Below are 26,600 nucleotides of genomic sequence, written 5' to 3'. Positions count from 1 at the left end.
CGCGTGCGGAGCTGGACCGGGCCTCTCGGCAGCAAGGGGCAAGACCCCTATCTTGTGTGTGGGATTGGAGGCGACATGCCTCTGCTTCCCTGGAAAGCCAATTGCAAGGGGGGCGTCAGCTTGGGAGTGCTCCGCACTTCTCTGCGCCTTCGCGAATTGATGACCCAGGACAGGGCCTCTATCGGTGTGTGTGCGGAATGGCCCGCCTGGACCTGGTGTGTGAAATCTAGACGTCAGTGATTGGGGTGGACATTGGGACCGAGAGATAGGCAGGGGGGCTCGATGATGTCGGGTCTCTGGGTACTTGTAGCGTTGGTGCTCCTTGGGGGAATGACCGCACGCGCCGAGCAGAGGGCTCCGACGTGGGTGAAGACCTATCCGCCGGTCGCAGAGGACGCGCCGTTCGAGCTTTCCAGTCCGCTTCTGCGGTCCGAAGCGAGGGAGTTGGGGGAAGACGGGACGCGAGCCTATGAAGATGCTCGTGCGGTATGGGAGTCGCAGCGAGACGTTGCTCAATCCGAACTCTCCGAAGCATTGACCAGGTCCCATGACGCCCTTGGCGAACGGGCTCCTTGGTGGACGCGATTCTGGCACTCTCCATGGCCGTCGGACTCCGAGAGGAGTGCGCTCGAGAAGTCGCGCGAAGTGTTGCAGGAGGTCCTGCAGCAGCTCCATTCCAAGCGCGACGGAGATGCGGCCACGCGTGCCTATCGCGCGGACGTTCAAGCGTCGATCGAGCGGCGGCTCCACGACCTCGAGAAGCGCATGCAAGGCGGCTACGCACGTGCATGGCTCCTGCTGCGGGACGGAGATCCGCATGATGGAGTTCTTGAGTTGAGGTCGAAGTCCTTGGCCTGGGAGACCCAACTCACTGTCGATGATGTGAGCCAGGTCGCTCGCATCGAGAAGCTCTCCGCCACCGACTTTCAGGAAGGTGTTGTCGGTCAGCCACTTCCGCAGCCCGTCACTGTGCGCGTGACGACCGCCAACGGAGAGCCGGTGTTGGGGGCTCCGGTGACGTTCAAGGGGGGCGCTCCTTCGGTGCCAGGGTTCCTCTCGGTGTCGGGGGGAACGACCCCTGCCACGCAACTCACGGTCCTCACCGATGAGAACGGCCTGGCATCGGTCCGGGTCCTCCCGGATACGAACATCGCCCGGTACCACATTCGTCGACAGGGTACGCCCCACATGCAGCGGCTTGGGTACACCCTGGTGACGGCGGAGACCACGAACGGCACCGAGACCTTCGCTCTGTCAACCCCCTTCGGTCATGTCGGTCGGCCCGACGTTCCGGCGGTCATCGATCGCCTGGCGAACCTCAATGACCTGCATGAAACCGCGATTCAGCTTTGGACGCCGCTCTTCGCGCGCATCCTCGATCGCTACGGAAATCCCTGCACGAATCAGAAGGTGTCCTGGACCCAATCGATGACGACGGGGCGCTTCTTCCGGTTTCAGGGGGTGATGAGCCCCCAGATGCTGGATACCACCAGCCCGCTACAGCTCATGGCGATGGATGACTGGGCAGACATCGATGGTTTGGCGGGGCCCGGCTACATCCCAGGGCCCACCCGGGGGATCTACTACGTCACCGCGGCCGTGGGCACCCTCAGCAAGACCATCTCGATCAACGTCAATAGCACTGCGACGTATACATACCGGGTCACGAGCAACCACCACTTCAACGGAGCCTACGAAACGACTTCTCCTCTGAAGATGGTCAGTCAGATCCTGCGGAGGCCCTTGAATACTCCTGACTGGGTCCCTGTGACCGGCAATGAGCCCGACCTGCTCGGTGTCATGGTTCGCATCCAGACCTTGGACGAACTGGGCAGTGTCCAGGTGGCATCGGTTGACGTGCCGCCCAGTCAGGTCGGTTCGGATCCATTGGATGACGACAAGACGGTGGTCTTTCGTCAGCGCTACCTGCTGCCTGAGGGTTGGCAGCGGGTCATCTCGTATGGGTTCGTCTACGAGCGTCGTGCCAACAATCAGGTTGAGCAGGTGTGCTGCAACCGTCCGCTCTATGGCGTCAACTCGTCCACGACTCCCTCGCTCGCATCGCGTCGCGTCCTTCCTGGCGGCCAGATTGTTCCGACGGGGGGACTGTCGCTGACCTCGGACTCGGGTTTGGGGGCGTTGGTAGTGAATCGCACCTCCGACCGAGTCTATGTCCGAGTTTCGGTGCAGCCTCATGCTGCTGGAGACGCTGTGTTGGCTGTCGGGAGTTATGAGCGAGATGCCGACAACGACATCGTGCTGCCCGAGGCGAGCAATTTTCAGTTCATTCTTCCAATCTTGACCGGAACTCAAGGTGGACGGGTTCGCTTCGAGGTCTTCGCGAAGGACTACGTCGGAGCTCAACCCGTGAAGGTTCTGCAGTCCAGCGAGGAGGTCGAAGTCCATCGGCCCGACTCCGACCTCATTGTCGCGGGCCTTCCGCTGGCGGCGAAATGGATGTTGCCCGCCTGGGATTTCGTCTCGGCCCAGAAGCCCGCGCCGGGTCAGCCTCCCGATGAGGATGCACAGTCCCCCATGGCCTTCCCCGCGAAACTGGGGGTGAAGGTCTACATCGATGGGCGCCTCGTGGTTTCTCGGATGGGGACGGAACTGGCCTCGGCGAGGGTGCGCACGAATTTCTCGGGCATCACCGAGGTGATTCCCCTGAGCGGTTCTGTGACCCAGGGGCTCGATGGCTTCGCATGGGTGGATGTGCCTCCGGGCTCGGTGGGGACCGAGGACGTGGACGTCACACTGGCTCCGGAGAATCCGAATCAGGAGCCCCTCCACAAAGCCGTGCCGCTGACGACGCTCGTGGGGAGCATGGGCAAGCTTCCCGTCTCCCATACCTTCGTCAAGGGCGTCAGTGTCGTGGATGGGCATCTGGTGCGACAGGCAACGGATGTCGAGTCCCCAAGCCGAGGTGTCGGGCTGGCGTGGACGCGAACGTACTCCTCGGGTGTGGCCGAGGAGGGGCTGCTGGGGCCGGGCTGGTCTCACGGCTACGAGGGCGCCGTGCTGCCCGTGGGGGGCGGATTCCGCTACGTGGTCGTGGGAGGTGAAGGCAGCGGTCAAACGTTCAACTGCACGGGGGAGGGCGTGGGGTGTGTGCCCCAGCGCGGCTTCCACGGAACCTTGCGTGTCGAGGGGATGGGGGCTGGTCGCGAGTTCATCTTCCGCTCGAAGACGGGCGTGGAGTATCGGCATGGCTACTTCGACACCTCGGTGTTCCCGGCCAGGTACCGGCTGACGTCCATCGTCGCTCCGACGGGACACAAGGTCTCGTTGCGCTACGGCGATGCTTCCGTGGACAGGGCGCTGACTCGCATCTACGACGAGTCGAGTGGCCGCTTGCTCCAGTTGAGCCATCAGCGGCAGTCGGGCCGCATTCAGCTCCATCGCGTGCAGTTGCATCACGCGACCAGCGTGGACGCCACGGCGCTGACCTCGTTGAATGTCTGTGTCCAGTACAAATACGACGACCAGCAGCGGCTGACTGAGGTGGCGCGCTACGACGAGGGCTGTGGGGCTTTCTCGCCGGCCAGGGTGGAGTCATATGCCTACGAGACCGGCGTTTCCGAGGTGGGGCGGACGCGGATGTCTCAATACACGGGGCCGGATGGTCAGGTGGTTCGCTACACCTACCATGATGCCAGCGCCCCGATGGCGGGTGAGAGCGACTACCTGTTCCTGACGAACAAGGACACGCGGGTGAGGGCCGTGCAGGAGACGCTCTCAACGCAGCCGCCGCAGGAGGCCACGACCCTGTTCACGTACAGCATCGCGCCCGAGTCGCGAACCGTGCTGGGGCAGTCGCTCACCACCTTCGCCACCGAGGTGAAGGGGCCTCGACCGGAGGTGCCCGCGACGCGATATCGGATGATTGCCACGGGTGGTGTCGCGGAGCTGGAGCGGCCGGTGTCCGACGGCGTGGTGGCCACGACGGCTTCGCTGTGGGACCGCCAGCATCGGACGCGAGAAGTGGAGCAAGACGCTCGGGGGCGGGTGACGCGCTTTGCTTATGACGAGAAGGGCAACCTGATTGCCCGTCGTATCGAGGGGAGTGCTCTCGCGTCTTCTGCCGGTGTGGCGGCCACGGCGGGCGTGAAGGATGCACAGGGGCAGGTGGTCTCCGAAGTGGTGGAGAAGTGGGGCTATGAAGCGAGCTTCAATGTGCTCGTCTGTCATGTGGATCCAGAGGGGTATGCGACGGTGTCTCGCGTCGACTCCACAGGGGATGCACCCGAGGACCTCCTGCCGTTCGGCACGGGGCGAATCCTGGAGACGCGTCGCTATGTGAATCGGGTTTCGCGCCAGGTCCTGTCCTCCGTGGGGACGTGTGCGGACGCGGTGTCCTCGCTGTCGGAGTCTCCTCAGGATGTGGTGTTGCGGTGGAAGTATTGCGGTGTCGAGAACGCGTCGTGTCCGACACGCGCGCTCACGGGTGACTGGGTCGAATCGGTTGGCGCGGATGGACACGTGGAGCGCGCAACCGCCTACGACGTCTATGGGCAGGTGCAGTCGAAGACGCTCCAGGTGAATGGCGCCTCCACGGTGTCGGTGGAGTATTCGCACGACGCCCGGGGGCGCTTGCTGGCGGAGTGGGACGGACTGGGGCGCCATCGGACCCAGGAATGGGATGGGCTTGACCGCGTGGTGCGGGAGGAGCAGCTCAACACCCAGGGACCGGGGACGGTTCGCGCGATGTCGTTCACTCCGGGGGGCGTGCTCTGGCGGGAGGAGATTGGAGAAGACTTTGTCCGGACGCACGATCTGGATGCGGCAGGTCGACGGGTGGTCACGCGGGAGTCCGGTGGTGGGCTGACGGCTCCACTGGAGACCTGGTTCGCCTACGACGAGGCGGGAAATCGCACGTCGGTGACGGACAGACGAGGTGTCCAGACGTCCACGGAGTACGACTTCGCAGACCGTCCGGTGAGGGTCAGGGTGTCGGTCGAGGATGCGCCTCGATTTCTCGCCAATCGAGGGAGTGCCGACGAGGTGGGGCGTACGCGGACGGTGGCTCGGTTCGCTTACGACGCCGTGGGCAACAAGGTGTGGGAGTCGGACCTGTCTGGCCATGACCGGACGTACCTGCTGGACTCGCTCTATCGGGTCATCGAGGAGAAGACGCCCGAGGTGCCGGGGGCGGCGGAGTCCTCGGGGGCGGTGCGGTATACGCTGACGTCCGCGTATGACCTGAAGGGCCAGCGGGTTCGGCAGGCGGATGGGAACGGGCACGCGAGCACGGTCGACTACGACCTGTTGGGGCGTGCCACGGTCCTGACGGATGCGGCCGGGCGCGTGGAGCGCCGGCGCCATGACGGGCGGGGCAATGTGACGGAGGTGCGGTGGGAGGCCGGTGGCGTCCAGCACCGCATGCGAAGCGCGACGTATGATGGTCTGGGCCGCGTGCTCTCGACGGTGGAGACGGTGGCGAAGGAGTCGGGCCAGCACGTCTACACGACCCAGACGGTCCACGACGACGGCGCGCATGTCGAGTGGACGCGCAATGCTCGAGGCTTCCTTCAGGCCAGGTACTTCGATGGATTGGGCCGAGTCATCCAGACGGTGGTGGACGCGAGCGGCGGTCCGTTGTCTCGCCAGCCTGACGTGACTGGGATTGGGCCCGCGCTCAATCTAACGAGCACGGTGGAGTACGACTCCTACGGGCGTGTGGCGGCGCAGGTCGACGCGCTCGGGCGCCGTACAGAGACGGTTCATGATGCCCTGGGGCGTCGGACGATGGTGCTTCGCCCGATGGATGTGTCGGAGTCCCAGACCTTCGACGGCGAAGGAAACGTCATTGGCTCGTCGGACCCGCGCGGTCTGGAGCGGCGCTTCAACTTTGATGCGCTGGGACGTGTGCGGACCGAGGAGATCAAGGAGAAGTTCTCCAAACAGAGCATTTGGCTCACTTGGAGTCAGCGGGCCTACCAGGATGTCCCAGGGCTCGACGGTCTTGTCCAAGAGGAGGTGTTGGATGCGCGGAACAATCTGACCGTGCTTCACCGGGATGGACTCAAGCGAGAGGTTCGCCGAATCGACGCGGGAGGGTACGCCTGGGAGACGCGCTTCGACGCGCTCTACAAGCGACAGGAGAAGGACGCGAAGGGGCAGGTGACGCGGTTCTCGTACGATGCTGTGGGGCGATTGGTGAGCCAAACCGATCACGAGTCCGTCGGACAGTCCGCGGCCTACAGCCAGTCCTGGAGCTACAGCGACGCGGAGCGCAAGCAGACGTATGTGAATCGTCGGAACGTGCCCACGGTGAGTCATTCCGATGGCCTTGGTCGCAAGGTTCGCGTGGTCCGAGGGCAAGGGGACGCGGTTGCCGAGGAGTCCTGGAACTATGACGCGGGGAGCAATGTCGTGCGCTCCGTGGATGCGAACGGATACGCGACGGAGCGCCTCCATGACGGCGCGGGGCGTGTGCTCGCTGAGACGACAGGCGCGGGGACTGCGGATTCGGCGACGTCGACATTCCAGTATGACGCTGCTGGGCAGTTGATTGAGAAGAAGGGCCCCCGTGTGATCGGGTTCGCCTTCGATATGCGTTACTCCTACGATGACCTGGGTCGTCGGGTTCGTGAGGAGAATGCGCTCAACGAAGTCACCATCCGTACCTTCGATGGGATGGGCAACCTGGAATGCGAGGTGAAGCCTAATGCTCAGCCCACGCTGCCTCATGGTGGCGCAGCAGGCATGAGTATTGACTCGCTGTTCGAGGAATGCCGATCGAGCGTGCCGTCTGCTCTTTTCTCGAGCGACGAGTTCGGAAAGAGGCTGACGGTCTACGACGAGAACTCGCTTGTCCATATTTTCATGTATGATCCCGCGCGAAATCTCATAGCGAAGCAAGATGCCAACGGGCATCTCACGACCTACGAGTATGATGCGCGGAATCTCCGTACGGCAGAGCATCAGCATCTCGACCTCCACAGGCCCATCACGGGTGGGCGCCAGAACGTCATTCCTCTGTTCGAGGCCGGAGCCGCGCCCTTCAGCAATGTGGGAACCCTCACCTGGCGGTACACGTACGATGCGAACGGGAACCTGGCGTCAACGGTTGACCCTAAGGGGCAGCGGACAGTCTACACGCATGGGTTGCTGAATCGGCTGACAGAAAAGGCCTACTCGCAGCATACGTTGCCTCGAGAACTACCCTCGTTGGAGGCCGAGAGCTTCCTGTACGACGGCGAGGGCAATACGACGCAGGTGAATCAGCTCAAGAAGACGTCGAATGGTGACGTCAGTGAAGTGACGACGTTTACGTTCGATGCGCTTGACCGGGTCAAGACACGGCTGCGCCAGTTCGACGGGAAGCAGGTTGCGTATGAGTACGACGCCATGGGGCACCGCACACGTGTGGTGGACCCGGATGGAGTCGCTACGGTGTACGAGTACGACGCTCTGGGGCGGTTGACGAGCGCGGGGCTCCCTTCGAGCGGAGGTGTGTACTACTACTACTGGCCCGACTCCTTGTTGAAGAGGACTGAATGGTCCAGTGGTGTGACCGAACACCGCTGCTATGACGTGGCTGGGCGGCTCACCCAGATGTCGGTGGTGCGTGGCTTTGGTAGCGGGGACTGCTCGTCGGGAACGATCAGTCACTATGCGTATACGTATGACGCGAATGGGAACCGCATTACACAGGCCGAGTCGCGCCGGTCGCTTCAAACGAACACGAGCGGTCCTGTTGAGTTGACGTCCTATGGCTATGACGTCTTGAACCGCCTCACGGGGGTTGCAGGGCCAGACGGGAAGACCACGCTCTATCAGTTGGATTTCGTGGGAAACCGCACGGGCGAGCGCGAGGCTCCGACGTCGGCAGTGGTGAGCCTCGGACTTGGGCCCGATGCATTCGAGTCGGTGCCGGAATCGGTGCTGACTCGGAATGTAGCCACAACGTTCAATCGGGTCGACTGGCCACGCTGGTCCGTGGACTTGAAGAACTCCGCGCTGGATGTCCTGCACGAGTACGACCTGGCGGGCAACCTGGCGAAAATGACAACGCGTCCCGCTGAGGGGCAGATTCCGGACAATGAGCGCACCTTCGCGTGGGACGTCCGGAACACGTTGACGGCGGTGTTCGACAATGGGGTGGAACTCGGACGGTACGACTACGACAGCGACCTTCAGCGCATCAGGCGGAAGACGGCTTCCGAGAATGTCTCATACGTCCTGGATGACGGGTTCGTTTTGCAGGAGGTCGATGGGAGCCAGAGCCCGTGGGTGCCGCAGCGCCGTTATCACTATGCAAAGGGGCCGCTGGCGGTCAAAGACAGTGATACTTCGAATGGGATCCCGACCTTCTTGCTCTCAGATGTTCTGGGCAGCGTGACAGATGGCGTCTCTGCCAGGCCGGGGGGCTTTGTTACCGCAGTCCGACGGTACGACGCATGGGGCAATTACCGAGCAGACTCGACGCCCATTGCCGGTGAGTTCAAGCTTGGCTTCACGGGGCATCAGTACGACGTGGAGACGGGGCTTACCTATGCGCGGGCCCGGTACTACAACGGCAAGGTGGGGAGGTTCATCAGTCGAGATAACTTTGAGGGTGATGTGAGCGATGCTCCAAGTCTGCATCGAAACGTGTACGCTCGCGCAAATCCTCTGGGTTATGTCGATCTGAATGGATATGAGGCAGTCGAGCTGACGGACTTCGGAAAGCAATCTCAGGGACAGTTCTATAGTGCCGAACTTGCTCAACTCAGCGACGAACAGCTCGCTGGCGTTCTTCATGAGAGTGCTTATCAGTACAGGGGTGAGTCAGCTGCGTCGAAACTGCAGGGGCTCATGCAGGATCGCGGGCAACTGGAGTCGACTGTCTGCGGTTATCTGGCCTGCAATACGAGCGCGACGGAGTGGCGTGTTGAGCAGGTGAGACGCGCTCTTGGCGTTGCTGGAGGGCGGACGAGTGAATACCTGTCTGGGCTACCAGTCGTCCGAAAGCTAAGGTCTGCTGGAAACCAAGTGGAAGAGGTCGTTGAATCCTTCAAGCAGAGCGCCGGTGAGACTGCCAAGTTTGCTGTTACTGACGCCATTGCCTCAAAGCAGGCCTCTCGCATTGGAGATAGGTTCGCGAGCGCAATGGGGGAGGCGGCGGAGGTCGAGACCCGCCTCGCATTGAATGCTGGAGAAGGGTATCTGAAGGGCAAAGCTATAGAGGGGGTGTTGGCCATAAGTGGGGCCACTGCCGGAAAAGTCGCTGCTCTAAAAACATCCTCCAAGACAGGAGAGGGGTATCGGCTTGCGCTGGGATTGGGGCAGCATCCGGACCACCTTCGCGATGGGTTGGTTCAGCGTTTTGCGAAGCACGTAAAGGGGAAAACGTATTGGGATTTTTATCCAGAGGATCCTGATAATTTTACGGAACTGGGCGTCCGGTTGGGGAACCTCATGAAGGACTCGAAGGAGATTCACTTCAATCTCGATGGCATGATGCTCGGGAGGACAACGCTCCGGGATGTTTATGCGGCAGGCCGGGATGGTATTGGATCGAAGAATATTACCAATTGGGAGTTTTATCAGGCCGCGACGTATTTCCAAGATAAGTCGAGCTTCTACCTTAGAGGCAAGAAGGTCGACTTGTCCGCCATGGGACTTGAAGTAGATTGAGTGTATTGGAGGGAGTCGCGAGGTCTTTGCTTTTTATGGGATTGGAGGTGTTTATGGATTTGGATGAAGTGGTGCAGGTTTTGACTGAGCGGGGTTTGCATGCGCGGCCTACTCCTTTTGACTACGAGACGGCTGTTTTTGTGAGTAGGCAGGATCTTCGCTTTGAGAGAGGTGATGGGGTGCGTGGGTGGAGAGAGTCTTTTGTGCTGCGCCATCTCGATGGCCGCTGGATGATTCTCAGTGGGAGTCATGGATTGGGGCAGGATGAGGTGGCTTTCTCGGACTTGAATGAAGTGGTTCGATATGCTCATTCGCTTTTCGATCGGGTCTTGTCTGCTCGTGAAGTGTGACTCGGGAGGTCTGGCGCTCTGGATATAATTCCAGTGCGCTTCTTGATGGTATCCGGCCGAGGGCCGGCGTGCTGGGCAGAGGCGGGCACGCCGGTTCTCTTCAGGATGCGACGGCGCCAGAGGGCACGTGCGAGTGGAGTGTTGGGCGCACGTGTGCCGCAAATTCTTCGACGCGCTTTCCACTGCGCCCGAGTCCAAGACGGCGCTCGACTTCATCCTAGCGTTGTGCCGCGTCGAGCATACCACCCAGGACTCCTGGACGCGTGGTACTCCGGAACATCTCCGCGCTCGTCGCACCGCAAGCTCAACTGTCCTCGACGGATGGTTCGTCGACCTTTGTTGGGCCAATCGTTGCCTTGGGTGTGCGTAAAGGAGTTGGCCGGGTTCATTATGCCGGGGGGGGCTCCGATTCCGCTTGGGGAAACGGGATAGCGTTGGCCTGAATGTTTTGGAGGTACTGAATATGGCTGTTTTGTTGACTGGCGAGGATGGGGGTTCTGCGTGGTTCTGGGACATCCTCCGGCGCGCCAATGGTCAGGCGAGCGCGTTGCGAGAGATTCTCTGGGAGATGGGTAAATCGGATGTTGCTCGATTCCATGAGGAGTTCGTCAGGACCTCCTCTGTGCTCCGCGGAGAGCCGTTCGACCAGATACTGGGACAGGAGGTCTCAGAGGATGGCTTGATGGACATCGCGTACTGGGTGGTTGCCCAGGGGCGGGACTTCTACGCGAGTGTCCTCGAGCAGCCTGAAACGATTCCTCGAGGTGTCGAGCTTGGAGACCCCGCGGTCATGCATCACGTGACCGTTGAGGTCTTCGACGAGAAGTTTGGCAAGGCTCTGGATTTCTTCTGATGCTGCCTCCGGCGCTTCAACGGGGCGCCGGCTCGATTCCCATCGAGGGCAGGGGCGTGGAGCCCAGGATCTTGGGGCGAACGGCGAGCAGCCTGAGGCCGTTCGCCACGACGAGCAGGGTGCTGCCTTCGTGCAGGACCACCGCGGAGCTGATGCTCGTCAGTCCGAAGATCGAGGCGACGATGAGCACCGCGCTGATACCCAGTGAGATGACCAGGTTCTGCTTCATCACCGAGGTCGCCTGACGGGCGAGGCTCAGCGCGAAGGGCAGGCGAGACAGGTCGTCGCTCATCAGCACCACGTCCGCCGTCTCCAGTGCCGCGTCGGAGCCTGCTCCGCCCATCGCCACGCCCACCGATGCCGCTGCCAGCGCGGGCGCATCGTTGACACCGTCGCCCACCATCGCCACGGAGCCCGTGCGCCCCATCTCTCGGACCGCTGTCACCTTGTCTGCCGGCATCAGTGGCGCCCGCGCCTCGTCGAGCCCCACTTGCTCCGCGATGGACTTCGCCACCCTCGCGTTGTCTCCCGACAGCATCACCGTGCGATTGATGCCCTGCTGCTTGAGCGTGGAGATGACGTGCCGTGCTCCGGCGCGCACCGTATCCGCCACCCCGAGCACGCCGAGGTATCGGCTCGCCTTGCGCACCACCATCGTCGTCTGGCCCGCCTCCTCCAGTCGGTTCACCCATGTCTGGATTTCGGCCGGCACGGCGTCTCCCGCGAAGAGCGCGAGGCTACCCACGTCTACCCAATCAGTGCCAATCCGGGCACGCAATCCCTTGCCGTGGATGGCCTCCATGTCACTGCCGGCCGGTGGCTTGATGTTTCGGGAAGCCGCCGCTTCCACCACCGCGTGCGCCAGGGGATGTGCTGAGAGGGCTTCCACCGCCGCCGCCGTGCCGAGCAGTTCTTCCTCCGTCACTCCGGCCACGGGCGCCGTGCTCAGCAGCTTTGGTTTGCCCATCGTCAGCGTGCCCGTCTTGTCGAAGGCGATGGCGTTCACCTTGCCGAGCAGCTCCAGGTAGATGCCTCCCTTGATGAGCACACCGCCTCGCGCCGCGGCCGCCACTGCGGACAGCACCGCCGACGGTGTCGAGATGGCCAAGGCACACGGCGATGCGGCGACCAGCAGGGACACCGCGCGGAGGATGGCTTCCTTCAGCGGTGTGCCCATCAACACCAGCACCACCGGGAACACCACCGCGCCAATCATCACCAGCGGCGCGACGGTGCGCTCCAGTCGCTGCGCGAAGCGCTGGTTCGGCCCTTTCTGCGCCTCGGCCTCCGCCACCATGTCCACCACTCGCGCGAGCACGGACTCCGACGACAACCGGGTGACCTCTACCTCCAGCAAGGCCTCGCAGTTCACCGTGCCTGAGAACACCTCGTCCCCTGGCACCTTGGCGACTGGCATCGACTCGCCTGTGATGGCCGCCTGCTCCAGTGAGCTCTTTCCTTCCCGAATGATGCCGTCCAGTGGCACCCGGTCTCCCGGGCGCACCACGACGCGGTCTCCTCGCTGCACCTGCGCCACGGGGACCTCGACCAGCTCCGCGCCTCGGCGTACTCGCGCCACTTCGGGACGCAGGGCCCCGAGTGACTCGATGGAGCGTCGCGCCCGGTCCATCGCCCGGTGCTCCAGTGCATGGCCCGCGCTGAAGAGGAAGAGCAGGAACGCTCCCTCGAACCAGGAGCCCAACACCGCAGCTCCCAGCGCCGCCACCACCATCATCGTCTCGATGTCGATGCGCAGTTGGAGCAGCGACTTCACCGAGCCTTTGATGGCGAAGAACCCGCCACTCAGGATGGACAGTGCCCACAGCACCGTCGGCACCACCTCGTGCACAGGGGCGAAGCGCCCGAGCAACCAGCCCGCGACCAGCAGCACTCCCGAGGCCACCACCAGCGGCATCTCCAGGAGTGGCGCCAGTCCACCTCCGTGCGCGTGGTGTGAGCACGCGTGCCCGTGACTCGGGACCTCCAGCGTGTATCCCAGTGACTTCGCGCGGGACTCGATGTCCCTCAGCGAGACCTCTTCGCTGTCGTACTCGACGACGAGCCGCTCACTCGCGTACGCCACGTTCGCGGACAGCACACCCTTCACCTTGGTGAGCCCGTGCTCGATGGCCGTGGCCGAGTCCGCCGAGCTCATCCCTCTCACAAACCATGTGTGGTCCTTGTACCGCCGCGCCACCTGCGCGCTCGTGCGCTGCGCCGTCGCGAGCAGCGCCGCTGAGTTCACCAGCTTCGGGTTGTAGTGGAGGCAGACCTCCGCGTAGCCCTGGTCGCGACGGATGTGCACGTCGAGGACGCCGTGGTGGGCCTCCAGCGCCTCCTCCAACTTCTGGAAGCGGCCGTGGTCGTTCGTCTCTCCCGGCAGCGCTCCCTCCAGGTCGAGCTGGAGCGCGACGCCACCACCCTCCGCCGCGCGATAGCCCGGCGGGCGGATCTTCTTCGGCTTCGGGTGGTGGTGATGATGCCCGTCACCGTGGTCGTGGTCGCACGCGGCGCCGTCTGAATGCGCGTGGCTGCCGCCATGCGCGTGGCCGTCCCCGCCGTGCGCGTGGTCGCAGCCCGGGCCGTGTTGATGCTTGTCCCCGTGCGTGTGCGCAGGGCCGTCGCTGTGCTGGCTGCTCGCTCCCTGCTGGTGGCCGTGGTCATGCGTGCAACCTGCTCCATGCTCGTGCCCGCCTTGCGCGGAGCCATGGTCATGCGCGCCACCAGTGCCGTGCTCATGGACAGGGGCGTGTGCACTCTCGTGTGCATGTCCTTCTTGTGCGTGCCCGTGGTCATGCGTGCATCCAGGACCATGCTCATGGGTGGGAGCGTGGTCATGCGCACACCCGGGCCCGTGGACGTGCTTGCCCGGGTCCTTCGTCCCCACGAGCTTCAGCGACTTGAACACGGGCTTCGCGGCGGGCTTGCCCACCGCGCGGGACGGTGCGTCGCCATGTCCGGCGTCGTGCTCGCAGCCCGGACCGTGGACGTGCTCGCGTGGCTCACCGCTCTTCTTCTGCTCGGACATGGCGTGTTCTTCCTGAACCGTGAAACCTGAAACCTGAAACTCGAAACCCTAGTGACGATGACCACCGTGCTTGCGCCGGGGAGCCGGCTCGGGCGCGCGTACCGGCTCGGGCGCCTCGTCTTCGTGGTGCTCCTCGTCCCCGTGCTCCTCCGGAATCGGCTGCGTGAAGCGCTGCCCCGCGACCTCCAGGGTGAACGCCTTGCACTCCGCTGGCACCTCGAACTCGAGCACCGCCGGCAGCCGTCCCTCGTACGACTTCAGCGTGCGGCCCTGCTCGTCGTACACCGTGCCGCCCGCGGCCACCGTCATCGTCTCGTCCACCAGCACCGCCACCAGCTCCGCCATCTCCTCCATGCGGTCCGCGATGCGGTGACACCACAGATGGCCCACGCCCGGGTACGTCTCGTGGGAGATCTCCTCCATCTGCTCCTCGTCCACCTGGTCGCCCACTCCCACGAAGACGAAGCTCATCCTCGGCAGGCGACCCGCGGCAATTTCCTTCGCCACCTGCGTCGCATACGCCCGCACGTCGTCCCCGTCCGAGAGCTGCGAGTCCGTGATGATGACCGCCAGCCCCCGCCGCGCCCCCTTCGCCACCTGCTGCTTCATGTGCGCGACGAAGTCCCGCAGCACCGGCAGCATCACCGTCGCCTTGCCGTAGGCGCGCGGCCCCGGGAAGCGGAAGTCCTTCGCCTGCACCGCCGACAACAGCCCCACCTCCTCCAACTGGCTGCCGTCCCCCGTGGCCCAGTACGCCACGCGCACCTGCCCGTCCCGGTCCTTGCTCGCCAGGTACTCCAGCATCCACCGCATCTGCGGCTCGACCAGGTTCTTCACCGGCGCCAGCTTCGCCAGCACACCCCGAGGACCGTACTCGTCCTCCATGCTGGCCGAGCCATCCATGTAGAGGGCGACGTCCAGCCCCTCCACCGTCGGGTCATGCAGCAGCGTGGCCACCACCTTGTTCCCCATCCGATGCACGTCCGAGAACGGACGCACCACCACCTCGTGCCCGGCCATCAGTGGTGGTCCTCGTCCTCGTGGTGGTCCTCGTCCGGCAACGGCTGCGTGAAGCGCTGGCCATTCACCTCCAGCGTGAAGCTCTCCGCGCCCTCCGGCACGTCGAACTCCAGCACCGCCGGCAGCCGGCCCTCGTACGTCTTCAGCACCCGGCCCTGGTCGTCGTACACCGTGCCGCCCGCGGCCACCGTCATGTTCTCGTCCACCAGCACCGCGACCAGCTCGGCGACCTGGCCAATCTCCTCGGCGATGCGGTGGCACCACAGGTGCCCCACGCCCGGGTACTCCAGATGGGCAATCCGCTCGAGCTGCTCCTCGTCCACGCCGTCCCCCACGCCCACCAGCACGAAGTTCATCCGGGGCAGTCGCCCCGCGACGATGTCCTTCGCCACCTGCGCGGAGAAGCGCTCCACTTCCTCCGCGTCATGCAGCTTGCCGTCCGTGACGATGACCGCACAGCCGCGCCGCGCCCCGTGCTGCACCTGCTCGCGCAAATAGCGCACGTAGTCCTTCAGCGCCGGCGTCATGAAGGTGTGCCCACCGGGCTTCTTCGCGCCCGGGAACCGGTACTGCTGGACGTCCACGCCCTTGAGCTCGCCCACCACCTCCACGTCCTTGCCCGACGCGCCCGCCGCCCAGTACGCGACGCGCAAGAGGCCGTTGCGGTCCTTCGTGGCCAGGTACTCCAGCATCCACCGGACCTGCGGCTCCACCTGGTTGGCCGGGTCCTTCAGCGGCGCGTCTTGCAGCCACTCCAGGAAGGAGCGCCTGGGGCGCTCGTACTTGTACTCCTCCTCCATGCTGCCGGACGCGTCCATGTAGATGGCGACGTCCAGACCCTCCACCGTCGGGTCATGCAGCAACACCGCGCGGACCTTCCCCTCTTCGACGTGGAGATCCGAAAACGGCTCGACCGGCTTCTCGTGACCCATCGTTCCCCCTGCTGGATGCGCCGAACGCTATCACCTTCCAAAGGGCCGGAAGGTCCAGCGCAAGCGGGGGCTCAGTCCTCGAAGTCGGTCATCCAGTCGGGCTTCTTCGCCGTCGCGGAGGGCTCGCCCGGCTCACGCAAACCTTGCGCGGCGGACGGCGCCGAAGCAGCTCCGAAGTCCTCCATCCAGGCAGGCGTCCCAGCCCGCGCGGGCGGCGGCGCCACGGGCCGGGTCCTCGTCAGCCGAGGCTTCGCCGCCTGGGGCTTCTGCGCGGCATGCGCGGACAGGAAGTCCCGCATCCACTCATCCGGGCGCGCGGGCGGCGACGGAGCCCGAGGGGGCAGGGGACGTGAGGGCACCGGAGCCACCGGCACCGGCGCGGAGACCGGGGGCAGCCGGTCCCCCGCGCCGACCTGTGAGCGCAGCACTCGCTCCGTCTTCGTGGGCCAGCCGGGAAGCACCGCCAGCGCCTGGCTCGCCAGCTCCAGGAACTCGGGCGCGCCCGCCTCGGGAGGAATCCGCACCTTCTCCGCGCGCAGCCACTCGGCCATGCGCGTGAGCACTCCCGGGTGCTGACGGCGCAGCACCGCCACGTCGCCCTTCACCTCGTAGCCGCGCAGCTCCAGCTCCGCGACGGCCATGGCCCGACTCGGCACCGGCAGCTCCAGCTTCGCCAGCGCCGCGGGCCCTCCGTTCGCCTCCGCGTCCTCCTTCAGCTGCGTGAGCACGTCATGGAGGATGCGCGCCACCATCGGCCCGTTGGAGGCGTTGCCCACCTGCAGCTCCGGCGGCACCACGGGCCACGCGAGCACCGCTCCGCCGCCCTCCTCGAGCTCCTCAGGACGGTCTCCCGGCAACAGCGCGTGATAGCCACGCGGCGCTGCGGGGCTCTCCGGCGTCTGCGCGTACTCGAAGGCGTACGGGGCCTGCCGCGTCAGCCCTGCGAGCACATCCCCGCGCGTCACGGTGAGCTGCCCCGGCACGCGCTTGGGCGACGTGTTCGGCCAGGGACCGGACAGGTGTCCATACAGGTACACCGGGTCGTTGAACCCCTCCGCGTCGGCGGGGTGTTCGACGAGCTCCACCTCGAAGAAGTACACCGTCGACGCCGCGATGCTGTGGGGCGTGCGACCGGTGGCGACCTCATGGTGCGCGAGCTGCGCGAGCGCCGAGGCGGGCAGCCGGCTCCGCTCGCTCGCGGGGATGAAGTGCACCGCCCCCAACGCGTCGAGTCCGACGACCCACTCCGACCGCGCCATGTGGTGGAAGTCCAACAGGAACGTGTCCACCACGTGGACCACCGAGGCCGCGTCCGACAGGACTGGCACCGGCGGCGTGGTGGCATGGGGAACGAAGTAGCGGGGCAGTATCACGAGGGTGGCGTGAGGCTCGCGCAAACCCCACGAGCCACGCAAGCGCCCCGGCTCAGCGCCAGAAGGCCGTGTGCACGTCGCGAGCCTCCTGCAGGGGGATGGGACCCTCCACCTGCGTGGGGCTGCTGCCGCGCTCGAACACCTCGCGGCACGACATGGCCAGCCCTCCCCGGGCCGTGCCCACCAGCTGCGCGAACTCCGCCGACGACAGCGAGAACACCACCCGCCGCACGCCGCCCCAGAAGATGGCGCCCGCGCACATCGCGCATGGCTCCGTGCTCGCGTACATCGTGCAGCCCGCGAGCACCTCCGGCGTGAAGCGCTTCGTCGCGTCCCGCATCAGGTTCGACTCCGCGTGCCCCGTGCAGTCGCGCTGCGTCACCACGGTGTTCTCACCCTCGAGCAGCACCTGGCCCTGGGCATCCACCAGCACCGCTCCGAACGGCTGGTCACCCCGGCTGCTCGCGCGACGCGCGGCCTCGATGGACTGCTGAAGGAATCGAATCTCATCCGGACGCATGGGCGGCCTCCTGTTCGGGGCCGGCAACCTAACGACGCGTCACGTGGGGCGCCACGGTTCCTCGGGGATGGCGGGATGTCCGCCGCTCGACCCGGGGTGCTGCCGGGGCCTGGGCTCCGAACGAGTCCAGGCCCCGAAGGCACGACTACTGGTCGTCGCAGGGCGTGCCCAGGCGGATGCCCTCGTACACACCCAGGTCGTTGTAGATGAGCGGCAGGTTCTCCTCGACGGGCACCTGGCGCAGCTCCAGCGACTTCTTCTTGTTCTCGATCCACACCGAGCTCTTCGCCTTGTCCAACACCAGGCGGAGGTCGCCCTTCTTGGTGGAGAAGATCTCGCCCTCGGAGTCGGCGATGACGTTGGTCATCTTCTGCGCCTTCAGGCCGCCGCGAGGACCGATGAAGACGCGGTAGTTCTTCTGCTCCGGCGTCTTGATGCCCTTGTCGACGAAGTAGTAGTTGCCCTTGGTGTCGCGCAGGAGCGCGTACGGGGCGAACTCCTGCGGGTTGGGGGCGTAGCTGGCCTTGCGCAGGATGTCCGCGCCCTGGGCCGTCTCCACCACGGTGAGCGGGATGTTCTTCTCACCACACCGCATGGTGCACTTCTTCTCCTTGCGGTCGAACTCCACCTCCGACACCACGCGCCAGTCCTGGCCGCGGAAGTTCGGGTTGGCGGACTTGTTGAAGAAGCGCGGGTCCACGAAGCTGGTGCCGGAGGTCCAGGGCATGGACGGGACCTGCACGAACTGCTTGCCGTCGCCGTAGAAGAGCTGGTCTCCGCCGCGCTCCTCCTCGGGGGTGACGACGACGTAGTGGCCCTTGCCGTCGGTGCAGACGGCGGTGGACTCCATGACCATCTTCTGGCCCAGGTTCTCCTCCTTGCCCCAGGGGGGCTGGATGCTCTCGGAGGCCAGGGACGCGCTACAGGCGAAGGACACCGCCACGGCGGCGATACGCTGGAAGTTCATCTCAAATCTCATGGACTAAAGGTTCGTCTTGAAGAACTTCGTGGCGAATTCCTGCTGATTCGACGCGTCGCGGGAGGTGGTCCAGATGAGCTTGTCGCCCTCCACCTTCGGCTCCAGGGCATCGCCGAAGCGGCAGCTGACCTGCTTGAGCTTCTCCTTGACGGTCTGCTTCGCGACGTTGGAGACGGTGCACAGCTGCTTGAGCGACGCGAGCGGCGCCTCACAGTAGCTGCTGATGCTCAGCTCCTTGAGCTGCTCGTCGTTGATGGACGTCCAGTCGATGGCGGCGGAGAGCGACGTGCCGCACGCGGTGTTCGCGTCCTGCACGTGGGTGACGTAGTCCTTCTCCTGCTTGGCGATCTCCCCCTTGCGGTCGAACGCCATCAGCTTCGCGACGGTGCCGTCCTTCTTCTGCTTCTGGTGCAGGTCATAGACGTCCTCGGCGTCGAGCGCCTTGCTGCGCTTCTCGTCGAAGGTGACGCGAATCTCCTTGGAGCGGCCCGGGACGTAGAGCTCGTACTTGGAGTTGCGCATGTACAGCACCGTGTAGCCACGGCCGCGCCACTGGGTCTTGTAGCTGTGCTGCTCGCTGCTCATGGAGCTGCTGTCGTTCAGCTCGAACGGCAGCACCTTGCCGTCAATCTCGGAGCCGGTGCCCTGCACGCGCAGCAGGTACTTCTTGTTCGAGCGCGGGGCGAGGGGAACGACGGCGACCTCCTCGCCCTCGGGGCCGACGAACACCTTGCCGGCCTCCACGGGGGACGCCGCGAGGCTGGCGGTGGACCCCAGCACGAGCGTGGTGACGAATACCGCGACCAGGTTTCTCAAGAAATTCACCTCGGGAATCAAGGGGCCGTCTCCTGGACGGCGCCGTGTGTCAGAGCTCGATGTCGTGCTGCTTGCAGAACTTCCGGACCCGGGCCTGCTCCGCCCGGGAGACCTTCGGCCACTGGGCCTTGGCGTTGCTGAGGTCTCCCTGACGGCAGAAGGCCCGGGTGAGCAGCGAGTAGGACGCCAGTGGGATGACCTTGGGTTCCCGCCGCTGGCTGCTCCGAGCCAGACGGATGGCCTCCGCGGTGTCTCCCCCGTTTAAAGCACGCTCCGCGTCCGCCAAAAGCTGGCGAAGCTCGTCCGACAGCTTTTCGGGAGTCTCGGGTCGGGTGGAAGGACGTGTGGAGGGGGGCGGGTTCTTCGTCGCCACCCCCGTGGGGTCGTCCGGAGGCGGGTCCACCGGCGTCGGGGTGGTGCCCGTCGGCACGGGAGTCGTCCCGGTGGGCGTGTCGGTGCCCTGGGCTAGCGTGCCGGTGTTGGGCGGAGGTGTCGGGGTGGTGCCCTGCGTGCCCGTGTTCGGGGACGTCGGGGTGGTGCCCTGCGCGCCGGTGTTCGCCGTCGGCGTGACGGCCTGCGTGCCCGTGGCGACGGGCGGCGTGGGCTGAGGGCCGTCCTTGGGGCGGGTCACCCACCAGCCGCCCGCGATGACGACGACGAGCGCCGCCACGGCGATGGCGGCCAGGGGCGCGCGACTCTTCGCGGGCTGGCTCGCAGTGCTCGGGGCCACAGCGGAGGGCACCGGCGCGGGGGCGACCAGGCTCTGACCCGCGACGGGCGGAGGGAGCGACGGGGCCTGCTGGGAGATGAGCGTGGGGTCCAGGCCCGGCGGGTCCATCAGCGGGACCTTGGGCGTGGCGGCCTGCGCCTGGGCGACGCCCATCTGTCCGGTGCCACCCGCCGCGAAGCCTCCAGAGGGAGCCTGCGCCTGGGCGACGCCCATCTGTCCGGTGCCGCCCGCCGCGAAGCCTCCAGCGGGAGCCTGCGCCTGGGCGACGCCCACCTGCCCGGTGCCGCCGCTGGCGAAGCCGGCCTGCGCCTGGGCGACGCCCATCTGGCCGGTGCCTCCGGACGCGAAGCCGCGCACGGGCTGCACCACGCCCTGGTTCCCCGAGGAGCCCGGGGCCAGGGTGTCGTCGAAGGCGAGGCGGCCCGTATCGGGGCCCTTCTGGAGGCTGCCCGGCGGCAGGGTGTTGGACAGCGACGGCGGCCCCTCCGAGGGCAGCGCGACGCCGGAGGGCGTGCCGGAGGGACGCGGCAGCGCGGCGTGGGAGCCGGTGGCGGAGGAGAGCGTGTGCAGCGGGCTGCCGGTGAGCGCCTCCACGAAGGACGCGACGTCCTGGAAGCGGTCCTGGGCGCGCTTGGCCAGGGCCTTGTCCACCGCGGCGATGGCGTGGGGCGGGGCCTCCGGACACAGCGGAGCGAGCGGCGGGGGCGGCTCGTAGACGACGCGGAAGATCATCTGCGCGATGCCCCCCGCGCCGAAGGCGGGGGTGCCCGTCATCATCTCGTAGACGATGGCGCCCAGCGCGAAGATGTCCGTGCGCGCGTCGATCTCACTGTTGCGCCCCTGGGCCTGTTCCGGCGACATGTACTGCGGCGTGCCGATGAGCATCGCCTCCTGGGTCTGCACCGTGCCGGAGTCGAGGACCTTGGAGATGCCGAAGTCGAGCAGCTTGAGCCGCTCGCCCACCACGCCGCCCGAGTCGGTGGGGACCAGGAAGACGTTGGCGGGCTTCAGGTCGCGGTGGACGATGCCCGCGCCGTGCGCGGCCTGGAGCGCCGAGCCCATCTGCCGCGTGAACGAGTAGACGTCCGACAACGGCAGCCGCCCCCGCTCCAGTCGGGCCTGGAGGCTCTCGCCGCGCAGGAACTCGAGCACCAGGAACGGGGTGTCGTCCTCCAGCGTGTCGTAGTCGAGCACCTCGACGATGTTGGGGTGACCCAGCCGGGAGGCGATTTCGGCCTCGCGGCGGAAGCGCGCGAAGATCTCCGGGGTCAGGTGGTCTCCGCCGCGCAGCACCTTCACCGCGACCTGCTTGCCGGGCAGTCGCAGGTGTTGGGCCAGGTACACCGAGCCCATTCCGCCGCGTCCGAGGATGGAGACGACCTTGTAGGTGTTGCGCAGGACCGTATCGATGGACAGGTCACCGTCGGACGGTCGGTTCATGGGGTTGTGGCTCGCACGGGATTCAATGGGGAGTTTCCACCCCATTCCATCCTCCCACCCCACCGCGAGGCAACCCTCCCGGGGCGTGATTCCGGACGGAGGGCCTCTCGGCCCATGAGAAGCACTGGTGGCTTTCCGCCAGCCTGCTAAGGAAGCAGCCTGTATGACGAAAGTCGCGCCCCAGCAGTCGCTCGAGGTCCGGGTCCGCCGCATCCACCGCCGTGACCTCAACCGGACCTGGGAGTTCCTCAAGCTCGTCTTCCGCGACGTCAATCGCGAGACGGTGGAGTACCAGCGTCCCCGCTCCAAGCGCCGCTTCATGGAGGTCTACACCTCCGAGTGGATCGAACAGCTCCTCTATGAGGTGGACGGCGAGATTGTCGGCTACTCCGAGTGCGCCTTCGAGGCCACCGGCGACGACAACTGGGTGAACCCGCGCTGGTTCGAGAAGCGCGGCATGCGGCCGCTCTTCGTGGAGGAGCTCGCGGTGCACCCGGACTACCAGGGCCGCGGCGTGGGCAGCTTCATGTTGGATCAACTCCAGCACCTGGCGCGCACGCGGGGCTGCACGCACCTGGTGCTGGAGGTGGCGGAGAACAACGAGTCCGCGCTGGCGTGGTACCGGGCGAGGACGTTCTACAAGCTGGATGCCGCCATCTTCCTCGCGCAGAAGGTGCCGGGAGAGCCGGACCTCTTGCCTCCTCGCCGACTCAAGCGCCGCGTGAAGGCGGCGGAGGGCGAGGAGCCGACCTCTCCCACGACCGGCCCCGCGCCCGCGGCCACGTCGGCGCGTGGGGGTGGTGCGCGCAAGGGCCGCGCCGCCGCGAAGAAGGGCTGAGCCCCGCTGGATGACAGGTGCGTGGGACCCGGGGGCCATGGGCCCGGGCCCACGTGGACCGCATGCTCGCGGGCCGTGTCTCCCCTTCGCGGGAGCGGACCTCGGGGCTTGCTCGGATGAAGACGCGATGGCGTGGGGGATGGCTGCTCATCGCCTTCCTCCTCGCGAGCCCTGTGTGGGCGCAGGACGCGCACTACTGGACGCGGCAGTTCGGCAACCGCGCGTGGCTGCTCGGCGGCGCGCTGCTGGGTGACCCCGCGGACATCAGCGCCGTCTACTACAACCCCGGCGCGCTGGTGCTCGTCAGCAACCTGGAGCTGGAGCTGACGGGGAACGTCTTCGAGTACTCGCGCCTGGCGCTGGTCAACGGCCTGGGGCCCGGCCGTGATTTGACGACGTCGCGCTTCGACGCGCTGCCTGCCTTCATCGCGGGCCCCCTGCGCTTCAAGTGGCTGGGCCGCGCGCGCATGGGCTACGCGCTGCTGACGCGCCAGGGCTTCGAGACGCTGCTCACGCGTCGTGACGACTTCTCCGGGAGCAACCTGCTGGGCGTCCAGGGGCTGGAGCAGCTGTCCTCCGACGTGCGGCTGGAGCACGGCGTGAAGGAGCTGTGGGCCGGCGTGAGCTGGGCCTATCCGTTGAGCAAGACGCTGGGCGTGGGAATCACCCCGTTCCTCGCCGGGCGTCAGCAGCATGGGGACTTCCTGGCCATCTCCCAGGGCAGCGGCGCGGACGGTGGCTCCGTGCTCGCCGCGGTGAACCGCGACTATCGCGTCCAGCACCTGCGCCTGCTCGCCAAGGTGGGCGTGTGCTACCAGCGTGAGCGCTGGGCCCTGGGCCTGACGGTGACGACGCCAGGGCTGGGCCTATTGGGCAAGGGCGAGGTGGGGCTGGAGCGCGCGCTGAGCCAGCAGGGGCTCCCCATCCAGGGACCCGCGCGCATCTCCGACTTCCAGTCGAGCGTCCGCGCGCGCTTCCAGAGCCCGCTGTCGGTGGGCCTGGGCGGCAACGTCCTGCTCGGCGGCACCACGCTGCACGCGGCGGTGGAGGTGTTCGCGCGCGTGCCGGTGTTCCGCCTGCTCGACAGCGACCCCATCCCCGTGGAGGGACCGGAGCGTGTGCTCGACAGCGACATCTTCTACGGCTCCGAGCCGGTGGTGAACACGGCGCTGGGCGTCGAGCACCGCGTGGGGGACCGGCTGCGCATCTTCCTGAGCGTCCACACCGACTTCAGCGCCGCCATCAAGCTGCCCAACACCAGCACGTTGCTTGCGACCAGTGACCTGTACCACGTGGCCACCGGCCTGCATTTCCCCGTGCGAACCACGCGCGTCACCGTGGGCACCGACCTGGGGTGGGGCCGTCAGTCCACGCAGCGCTTCTCGGAGTTGCTGGCGCTGACGGGGCTGCCCCCTCCGAGCGAGACGCAGCGACTGCACGTCTTCCACGCCACCCTCATCGTCGGAATCACGCTGGGCCTCGGGCGGAACACCGAGGACACCTCCACGCGTTCCGATGCGGAGGCCGAGCTCCCCTAGTCGCGCGCGGCGCTCAGAAGCTCAGCGTGCCGAGCAGCTCGAAGGTGTTGCGCAGCACGTGCACGGGCTCGTTCAGGGGGCCTGCGAGCGCGACGGGGGGCGCGAGGTCCCGGATGCCCAGCTCGTGGCGCGACAGCACGTAGCCCGCGCGGATGCCACCGTCCAGGCCTCGCAGCCCGGGGAAGAAGCCTCGCACCAGGATGATGTCCAGGCCCGCGCCCAGGTGGAACGTGTTGGGCCACAGGTTGCGGAAGAAGCCGGGCAGGCGGACCCAATAGGAGTTGGGGTTGGCCATCCGCTCGCCGTTGATGGCGCCGTCCTCGAGCCGGTACCACGTCAACCCGTAGCCCAGCTTGACGTACGGCTGGAAGCCGCCGGGCAGGATGTTGTAGCGGATGCTGCCCGCGTACTCCCACATGTTCAGCTTGGAGCGCAGCTGGAAGAGGGTCTGCCGGTCCGCCAGCGGGACGTCGAGTCCCACCGTGCTGCGCGAGTGCAGCAGCGTGTTCTCCGACGTGAAGCGGTCGCCCAGATAGAAGCTCACCTTCAGCGTGGCGGACACGGCCGTGTCCACCACCGGCTGGATGAAGTCGGACGAGGCGTTCTCGATGCTCGGGTCCAGGGCGAGCAGCTGCGGGGCCCACTCGGCGAGCTGGCGGTCATTGAGGAGCAGGCCCGCGAAGTCCTTGTCGAGCAGGCCCACGCTGACGCCGGCCTCCACGCTCGCGCGCCGCCGGGGCAGCTTCGCCTGGGGCGTGTAGACGGGCTCGTGCTTCTCCACCACCGCGCGCACGGGCAACCCCAGCACGCGGTAGACGAAGTCGAACGGCGGCAGGCTGATGAGCACGGCCACCGGCCCGTTGAGGAAGCCCAGGTTGTTGGAGAAGTTGTCCTGCACGTCGAGCGGGAAGAACCAGGGCAGCTCTCCGGGCGCGTAGCCGATGAAGCCCGCGTTGGGCGCGGGCCGGTTCCAGCCCTCGCTGAAGGCCGGGCCGGTGATGGACAGGTTGCCCATGTCCGAGTGCGAGACGATTCCCGCCAGCGGCGACTTCGCGGACGGGTAGCCCCAGCGCAGCGGGAGGATGAGCCAGGACCACTCGCGGCGCACGGACGGGTCCTCGATGGCCAGGTCGTAGACGCGCTCCCAGTCGGGCACCAGGTCGATGCGCTCGGCCATGTCGTAGCGCACCACGCCCTCGGGGAGCGGCCGCTTCGGGTCGCCGAGGTACTCCTGGTGGTCGAAGCGCTTGGGCACCGCCTCCGTGGAGCCCGCGGGCCCCACGCCCTTGAACACGCCGGGCAAGGGATAGGTGGCGTGAGACTCGCGCGCATGCGGGCCGGGCGAGGCGAGCAGCTGCTCCAGGCCCTTCGAGTCCGCGCCGATGTAGCCGATGGGGTGCGTGTTGATGCGCGTCTCCGCCTCGTCCGCCCAGACGTAGCTGCGCACCCGCGCCAGCAGCTTCTTCTCGCCGGGCCGGTCCTCGCCGCGCAGCTCCATCAGCTCCTCCCAGCGCTTTCGGGGCAGGTAGGCGTTGGGGCGGGCGAAGTCGAAGACCATCGCGTTGTGGTGGAAGAAGTACTCGGTGCGCTTGAGCACCAGCGGGTCCGCGCCGTCGGCCGGCCAGCCTCCCGAGAGGATGCGCTGCAGCTCCTCCTCGGTGAGCACGCGCTCCACGGCGGACAGCGGCGTGACGACGGCGCTCACGTGCTCCCAGTCGCCCTCGTGGTTGTTGCCGCCCGCGTTGAATGGGTAGAAGAACCAGTACTGGATGAACAGCTCGTAGCCGAGCAGGCCGCGCTCCGCGTCGCGGACCTCCGCGAGGAACGGGTGGGCGTAGACCTTCTCCGTGCCCAGGTAGCGCCGTGCCATCTGTCCCGGCTGCGGGCTCGCGTAGGCCTCGTGCCACGTGTCCGGGTCATACCCGGGGAAGTCCAGGTACATGACGGTGAAGGGCGCCTGCTCGGCGGCCACCGCGTCCTGGCGCAGTCGGGGGATGGTGGGGTGGTCCGGGTGGAACTCCTTCAGGAGCGCGATGAGGCGGCAGTCGTCGCGCGCGTCACGGCCGGACGACTCGGTCCTCAACAGGCTCTCCGGCGCGCCGTCCTCGGGACACGGGTGGCCGAGCGTGGAGAAGTTGATGGAGTCGCTGCGCATCAGCACCGAGCCGGGCTTGGCGAGGTCCCACGTGTCCAGGCTCAGCAGGAGGCCCCCCGGCAGGTCCCGGAACACCTTGTGGTCCATGGGGAAGGTGTACGTGTTCTTCACCAGGATGGGCGCGAAGCGCACCGCCAGCGCTTGCAGCACCCGGAAGCGCTCGTCGTCGATGCCGTCGCGCGGCGCCTCGTCGCGGTAGCCCGGGTCCGCCGGGTCACCGTAGAGCGCGAGCGCCTGGCTCGCGCTCGTCTGGCGGACGATGCGCGGGTAGGAGAGCGGGACGAAGCGGAAGTACTCCTCGCGCGTCGGCGGGCCGGAGGCGCTCGCGCCCGAGGGACCCGTGACGAGTCCCACGAGCAGTAGCACTCGAGCGGCGTGGACCGCGATACCTCGGCGCATGGTGTCCC

At 66.3% G+C, this 26,600-nt stretch carries 15 protein-coding genes; 6 read left to right on the top strand and 9 right to left on the bottom strand.

The window, feature by feature from the left end; all coding sequences use genetic code 11:
- Positions 1-645 precede the first annotated feature (645 nt).
- From AC6JA9_RS34910 to AC6JA9_RS34895, 4 genes are all read left to right on the top strand, one after another.
- Positions 646-9,621, top strand: coding sequence for an RHS repeat-associated core domain-containing protein (locus tag AC6JA9_RS34910; protein WP_228557020.1), 8,976 nt, complete (start codon positions 646-648; stop codon positions 9,619-9,621).
- Between the two features lie 53 nt (positions 9,622-9,674).
- Positions 9,675-9,971 (top strand): hypothetical protein, encoded by a 297-nt coding sequence (locus AC6JA9_RS34905; RefSeq protein ID WP_141328054.1) that lies wholly within the window; start codon positions 9,675-9,677, stop codon positions 9,969-9,971.
- Positions 9,972-10,098: 127 nt separating this feature from the next.
- Positions 10,099-10,341, top strand: coding sequence for an IS66 family transposase (locus AC6JA9_RS34900; protein WP_425537639.1), 243 nt, complete (start codon positions 10,099-10,101; stop codon positions 10,339-10,341).
- Between the two features lie 93 nt (positions 10,342-10,434).
- Positions 10,435-10,824, top strand: coding sequence for a DUF4240 domain-containing protein (locus tag AC6JA9_RS34895; RefSeq protein ID WP_141328058.1), 390 nt, complete (start codon positions 10,435-10,437; stop codon positions 10,822-10,824).
- Positions 10,825-10,840: 16 nt separating this feature from the next.
- Here AC6JA9_RS34895 and AC6JA9_RS34890 read toward each other — a convergent pair whose 3' ends face one another.
- From AC6JA9_RS34890 to AC6JA9_RS34855, 8 genes are all read right to left on the bottom strand, one after another.
- A complete protein-coding gene (locus AC6JA9_RS34890) occupies positions 10,841-13,852 on the bottom strand; it encodes a heavy metal translocating P-type ATPase (protein ID WP_223748329.1) in 3,012 nt (1,003 codons plus the stop codon).
- A gap of 48 nt (positions 13,853-13,900) precedes the next feature.
- Positions 13,901-14,872, bottom strand: a complete 972-nt coding sequence (locus AC6JA9_RS34885) for a vWA domain-containing protein (RefSeq protein ID WP_141328060.1) — start codon at positions 14,870-14,872, stop codon at positions 13,901-13,903.
- Positions 14,872-15,804, bottom strand: coding sequence for a vWA domain-containing protein (locus AC6JA9_RS34880; RefSeq protein ID WP_497958438.1), 933 nt, complete (start codon positions 15,802-15,804; stop codon positions 14,872-14,874). Before AC6JA9_RS34880 ends, AC6JA9_RS34885 begins: the two co-directional genes overlap by 1 nt.
- Before the next feature lie 71 nt (positions 15,805-15,875).
- A complete protein-coding gene (locus AC6JA9_RS34875) occupies positions 15,876-17,177 on the bottom strand; it encodes a hypothetical protein (RefSeq protein WP_497958437.1) in 1,302 nt (433 codons plus the stop codon).
- A gap of 52 nt (positions 17,178-17,229) precedes the next feature.
- Positions 17,230-17,697, bottom strand: coding sequence for a nucleoside deaminase (locus AC6JA9_RS34870; protein ID WP_141328066.1), 468 nt, complete (start codon positions 17,695-17,697; stop codon positions 17,230-17,232).
- Between the two features lie 145 nt (positions 17,698-17,842).
- Positions 17,843-18,664, bottom strand: a complete 822-nt coding sequence (locus AC6JA9_RS34865; protein ID WP_223748332.1) for a hypothetical protein — start codon at positions 18,662-18,664, stop codon at positions 17,843-17,845.
- A gap of 15 nt (positions 18,665-18,679) precedes the next feature.
- The gene (locus AC6JA9_RS34860) at positions 18,680-19,501 is read right to left on the bottom strand and encodes a hypothetical protein (protein WP_223748333.1); all 822 of its coding nucleotides are present in this window, start codon (positions 19,499-19,501) and stop codon (positions 18,680-18,682) included.
- A 40-nt stretch (positions 19,502-19,541) separates the two neighbouring features.
- Positions 19,542-21,662, bottom strand: a complete 2,121-nt coding sequence (locus AC6JA9_RS34855) for a serine/threonine-protein kinase (protein ID WP_497958436.1) — start codon at positions 21,660-21,662, stop codon at positions 19,542-19,544.
- A 163-nt stretch (positions 21,663-21,825) separates the two neighbouring features.
- Here AC6JA9_RS34855 and AC6JA9_RS34850 point away from each other — a divergent pair, with 163 nt between their 5' ends.
- Both AC6JA9_RS34850 and AC6JA9_RS34845 read left to right on the top strand, forming a co-directional pair.
- Positions 21,826-22,500 carry a GNAT family N-acetyltransferase gene (locus AC6JA9_RS34850; protein ID WP_223748335.1) on the top strand — a complete coding sequence of 225 codons (675 nt, stop codon included), beginning with the start codon at positions 21,826-21,828 and terminating at the stop codon, positions 22,498-22,500.
- A 116-nt stretch (positions 22,501-22,616) separates the two neighbouring features.
- The gene (locus AC6JA9_RS34845) at positions 22,617-24,038 is read left to right on the top strand and encodes a hypothetical protein (RefSeq protein ID WP_223781575.1); all 1,422 of its coding nucleotides are present in this window, start codon (positions 22,617-22,619) and stop codon (positions 24,036-24,038) included.
- A gap of 13 nt (positions 24,039-24,051) precedes the next feature.
- On the opposite strand, the gene AC6JA9_RS34840 is transcribed toward AC6JA9_RS34845, so the two are convergent.
- Positions 24,052-26,547 carry a hypothetical protein gene (locus AC6JA9_RS34840; protein ID WP_497958435.1) on the bottom strand — a complete coding sequence of 832 codons (2,496 nt, stop codon included), beginning with the start codon at positions 26,545-26,547 and terminating at the stop codon, positions 24,052-24,054.
- Positions 26,548-26,600: the final 53 nt, after the last annotated feature.

It is taken from the genome of Myxococcus sp. MH1 (assembly GCF_059738865.1).
Note: the sequence above shows the minus strand (reverse complement) of the source record. Positions and strands in the feature narration are given on the sequence as shown.

Excerpts from the sequence above, each read along its gene's own strand:
- AC6JA9_RS34905 (WP_141328054.1), top strand. The coding sequence starts at position 9,675 with ATGGATTTGGATGAAGTGGTGCAGGTTTTGACTGAGCGGGGTTTGCAT.
- AC6JA9_RS34895 (WP_141328058.1), top strand. The coding sequence starts at position 10,435 with ATGGCTGTTTTGTTGACTGGCGAGGATGGGGGTTCTGCGTGGTTCTGG.
- AC6JA9_RS34890 (WP_223748329.1), bottom strand. The coding sequence starts at position 13,852 with ATGTCCGAGCAGAAGAAGAGCGGTGAGCCACGCGAGCACGTCCACGGT.
- AC6JA9_RS34885 (WP_141328060.1), bottom strand. The coding sequence starts at position 14,872 with ATGGCCGGGCACGAGGTGGTGGTGCGTCCGTTCTCGGACGTGCATCGG.
- AC6JA9_RS34880 (WP_497958438.1), bottom strand. The coding sequence starts at position 15,804 with ATGGGTCACGAGAAGCCGGTCGAGCCGTTTTCGGATCTCCACGTCGAA.
- AC6JA9_RS34870 (WP_141328066.1), bottom strand. The coding sequence starts at position 17,697 with ATGCGTCCGGATGAGATTCGATTCCTTCAGCAGTCCATCGAGGCCGCG.
- AC6JA9_RS34865 (WP_223748332.1), bottom strand. The coding sequence starts at position 18,664 with ATGAACTTCCAGCGTATCGCCGCCGTGGCGGTGTCCTTCGCCTGTAGC.
- AC6JA9_RS34855 (WP_497958436.1), bottom strand. The coding sequence starts at position 21,662 with ATGAACCGACCGTCCGACGGTGACCTGTCCATCGATACGGTCCTGCGC.
- AC6JA9_RS34850 (WP_223748335.1), top strand. The coding sequence starts at position 21,826 with ATGACGAAAGTCGCGCCCCAGCAGTCGCTCGAGGTCCGGGTCCGCCGC.
- AC6JA9_RS34845 (WP_223781575.1), top strand. The coding sequence starts at position 22,617 with ATGAAGACGCGATGGCGTGGGGGATGGCTGCTCATCGCCTTCCTCCTC.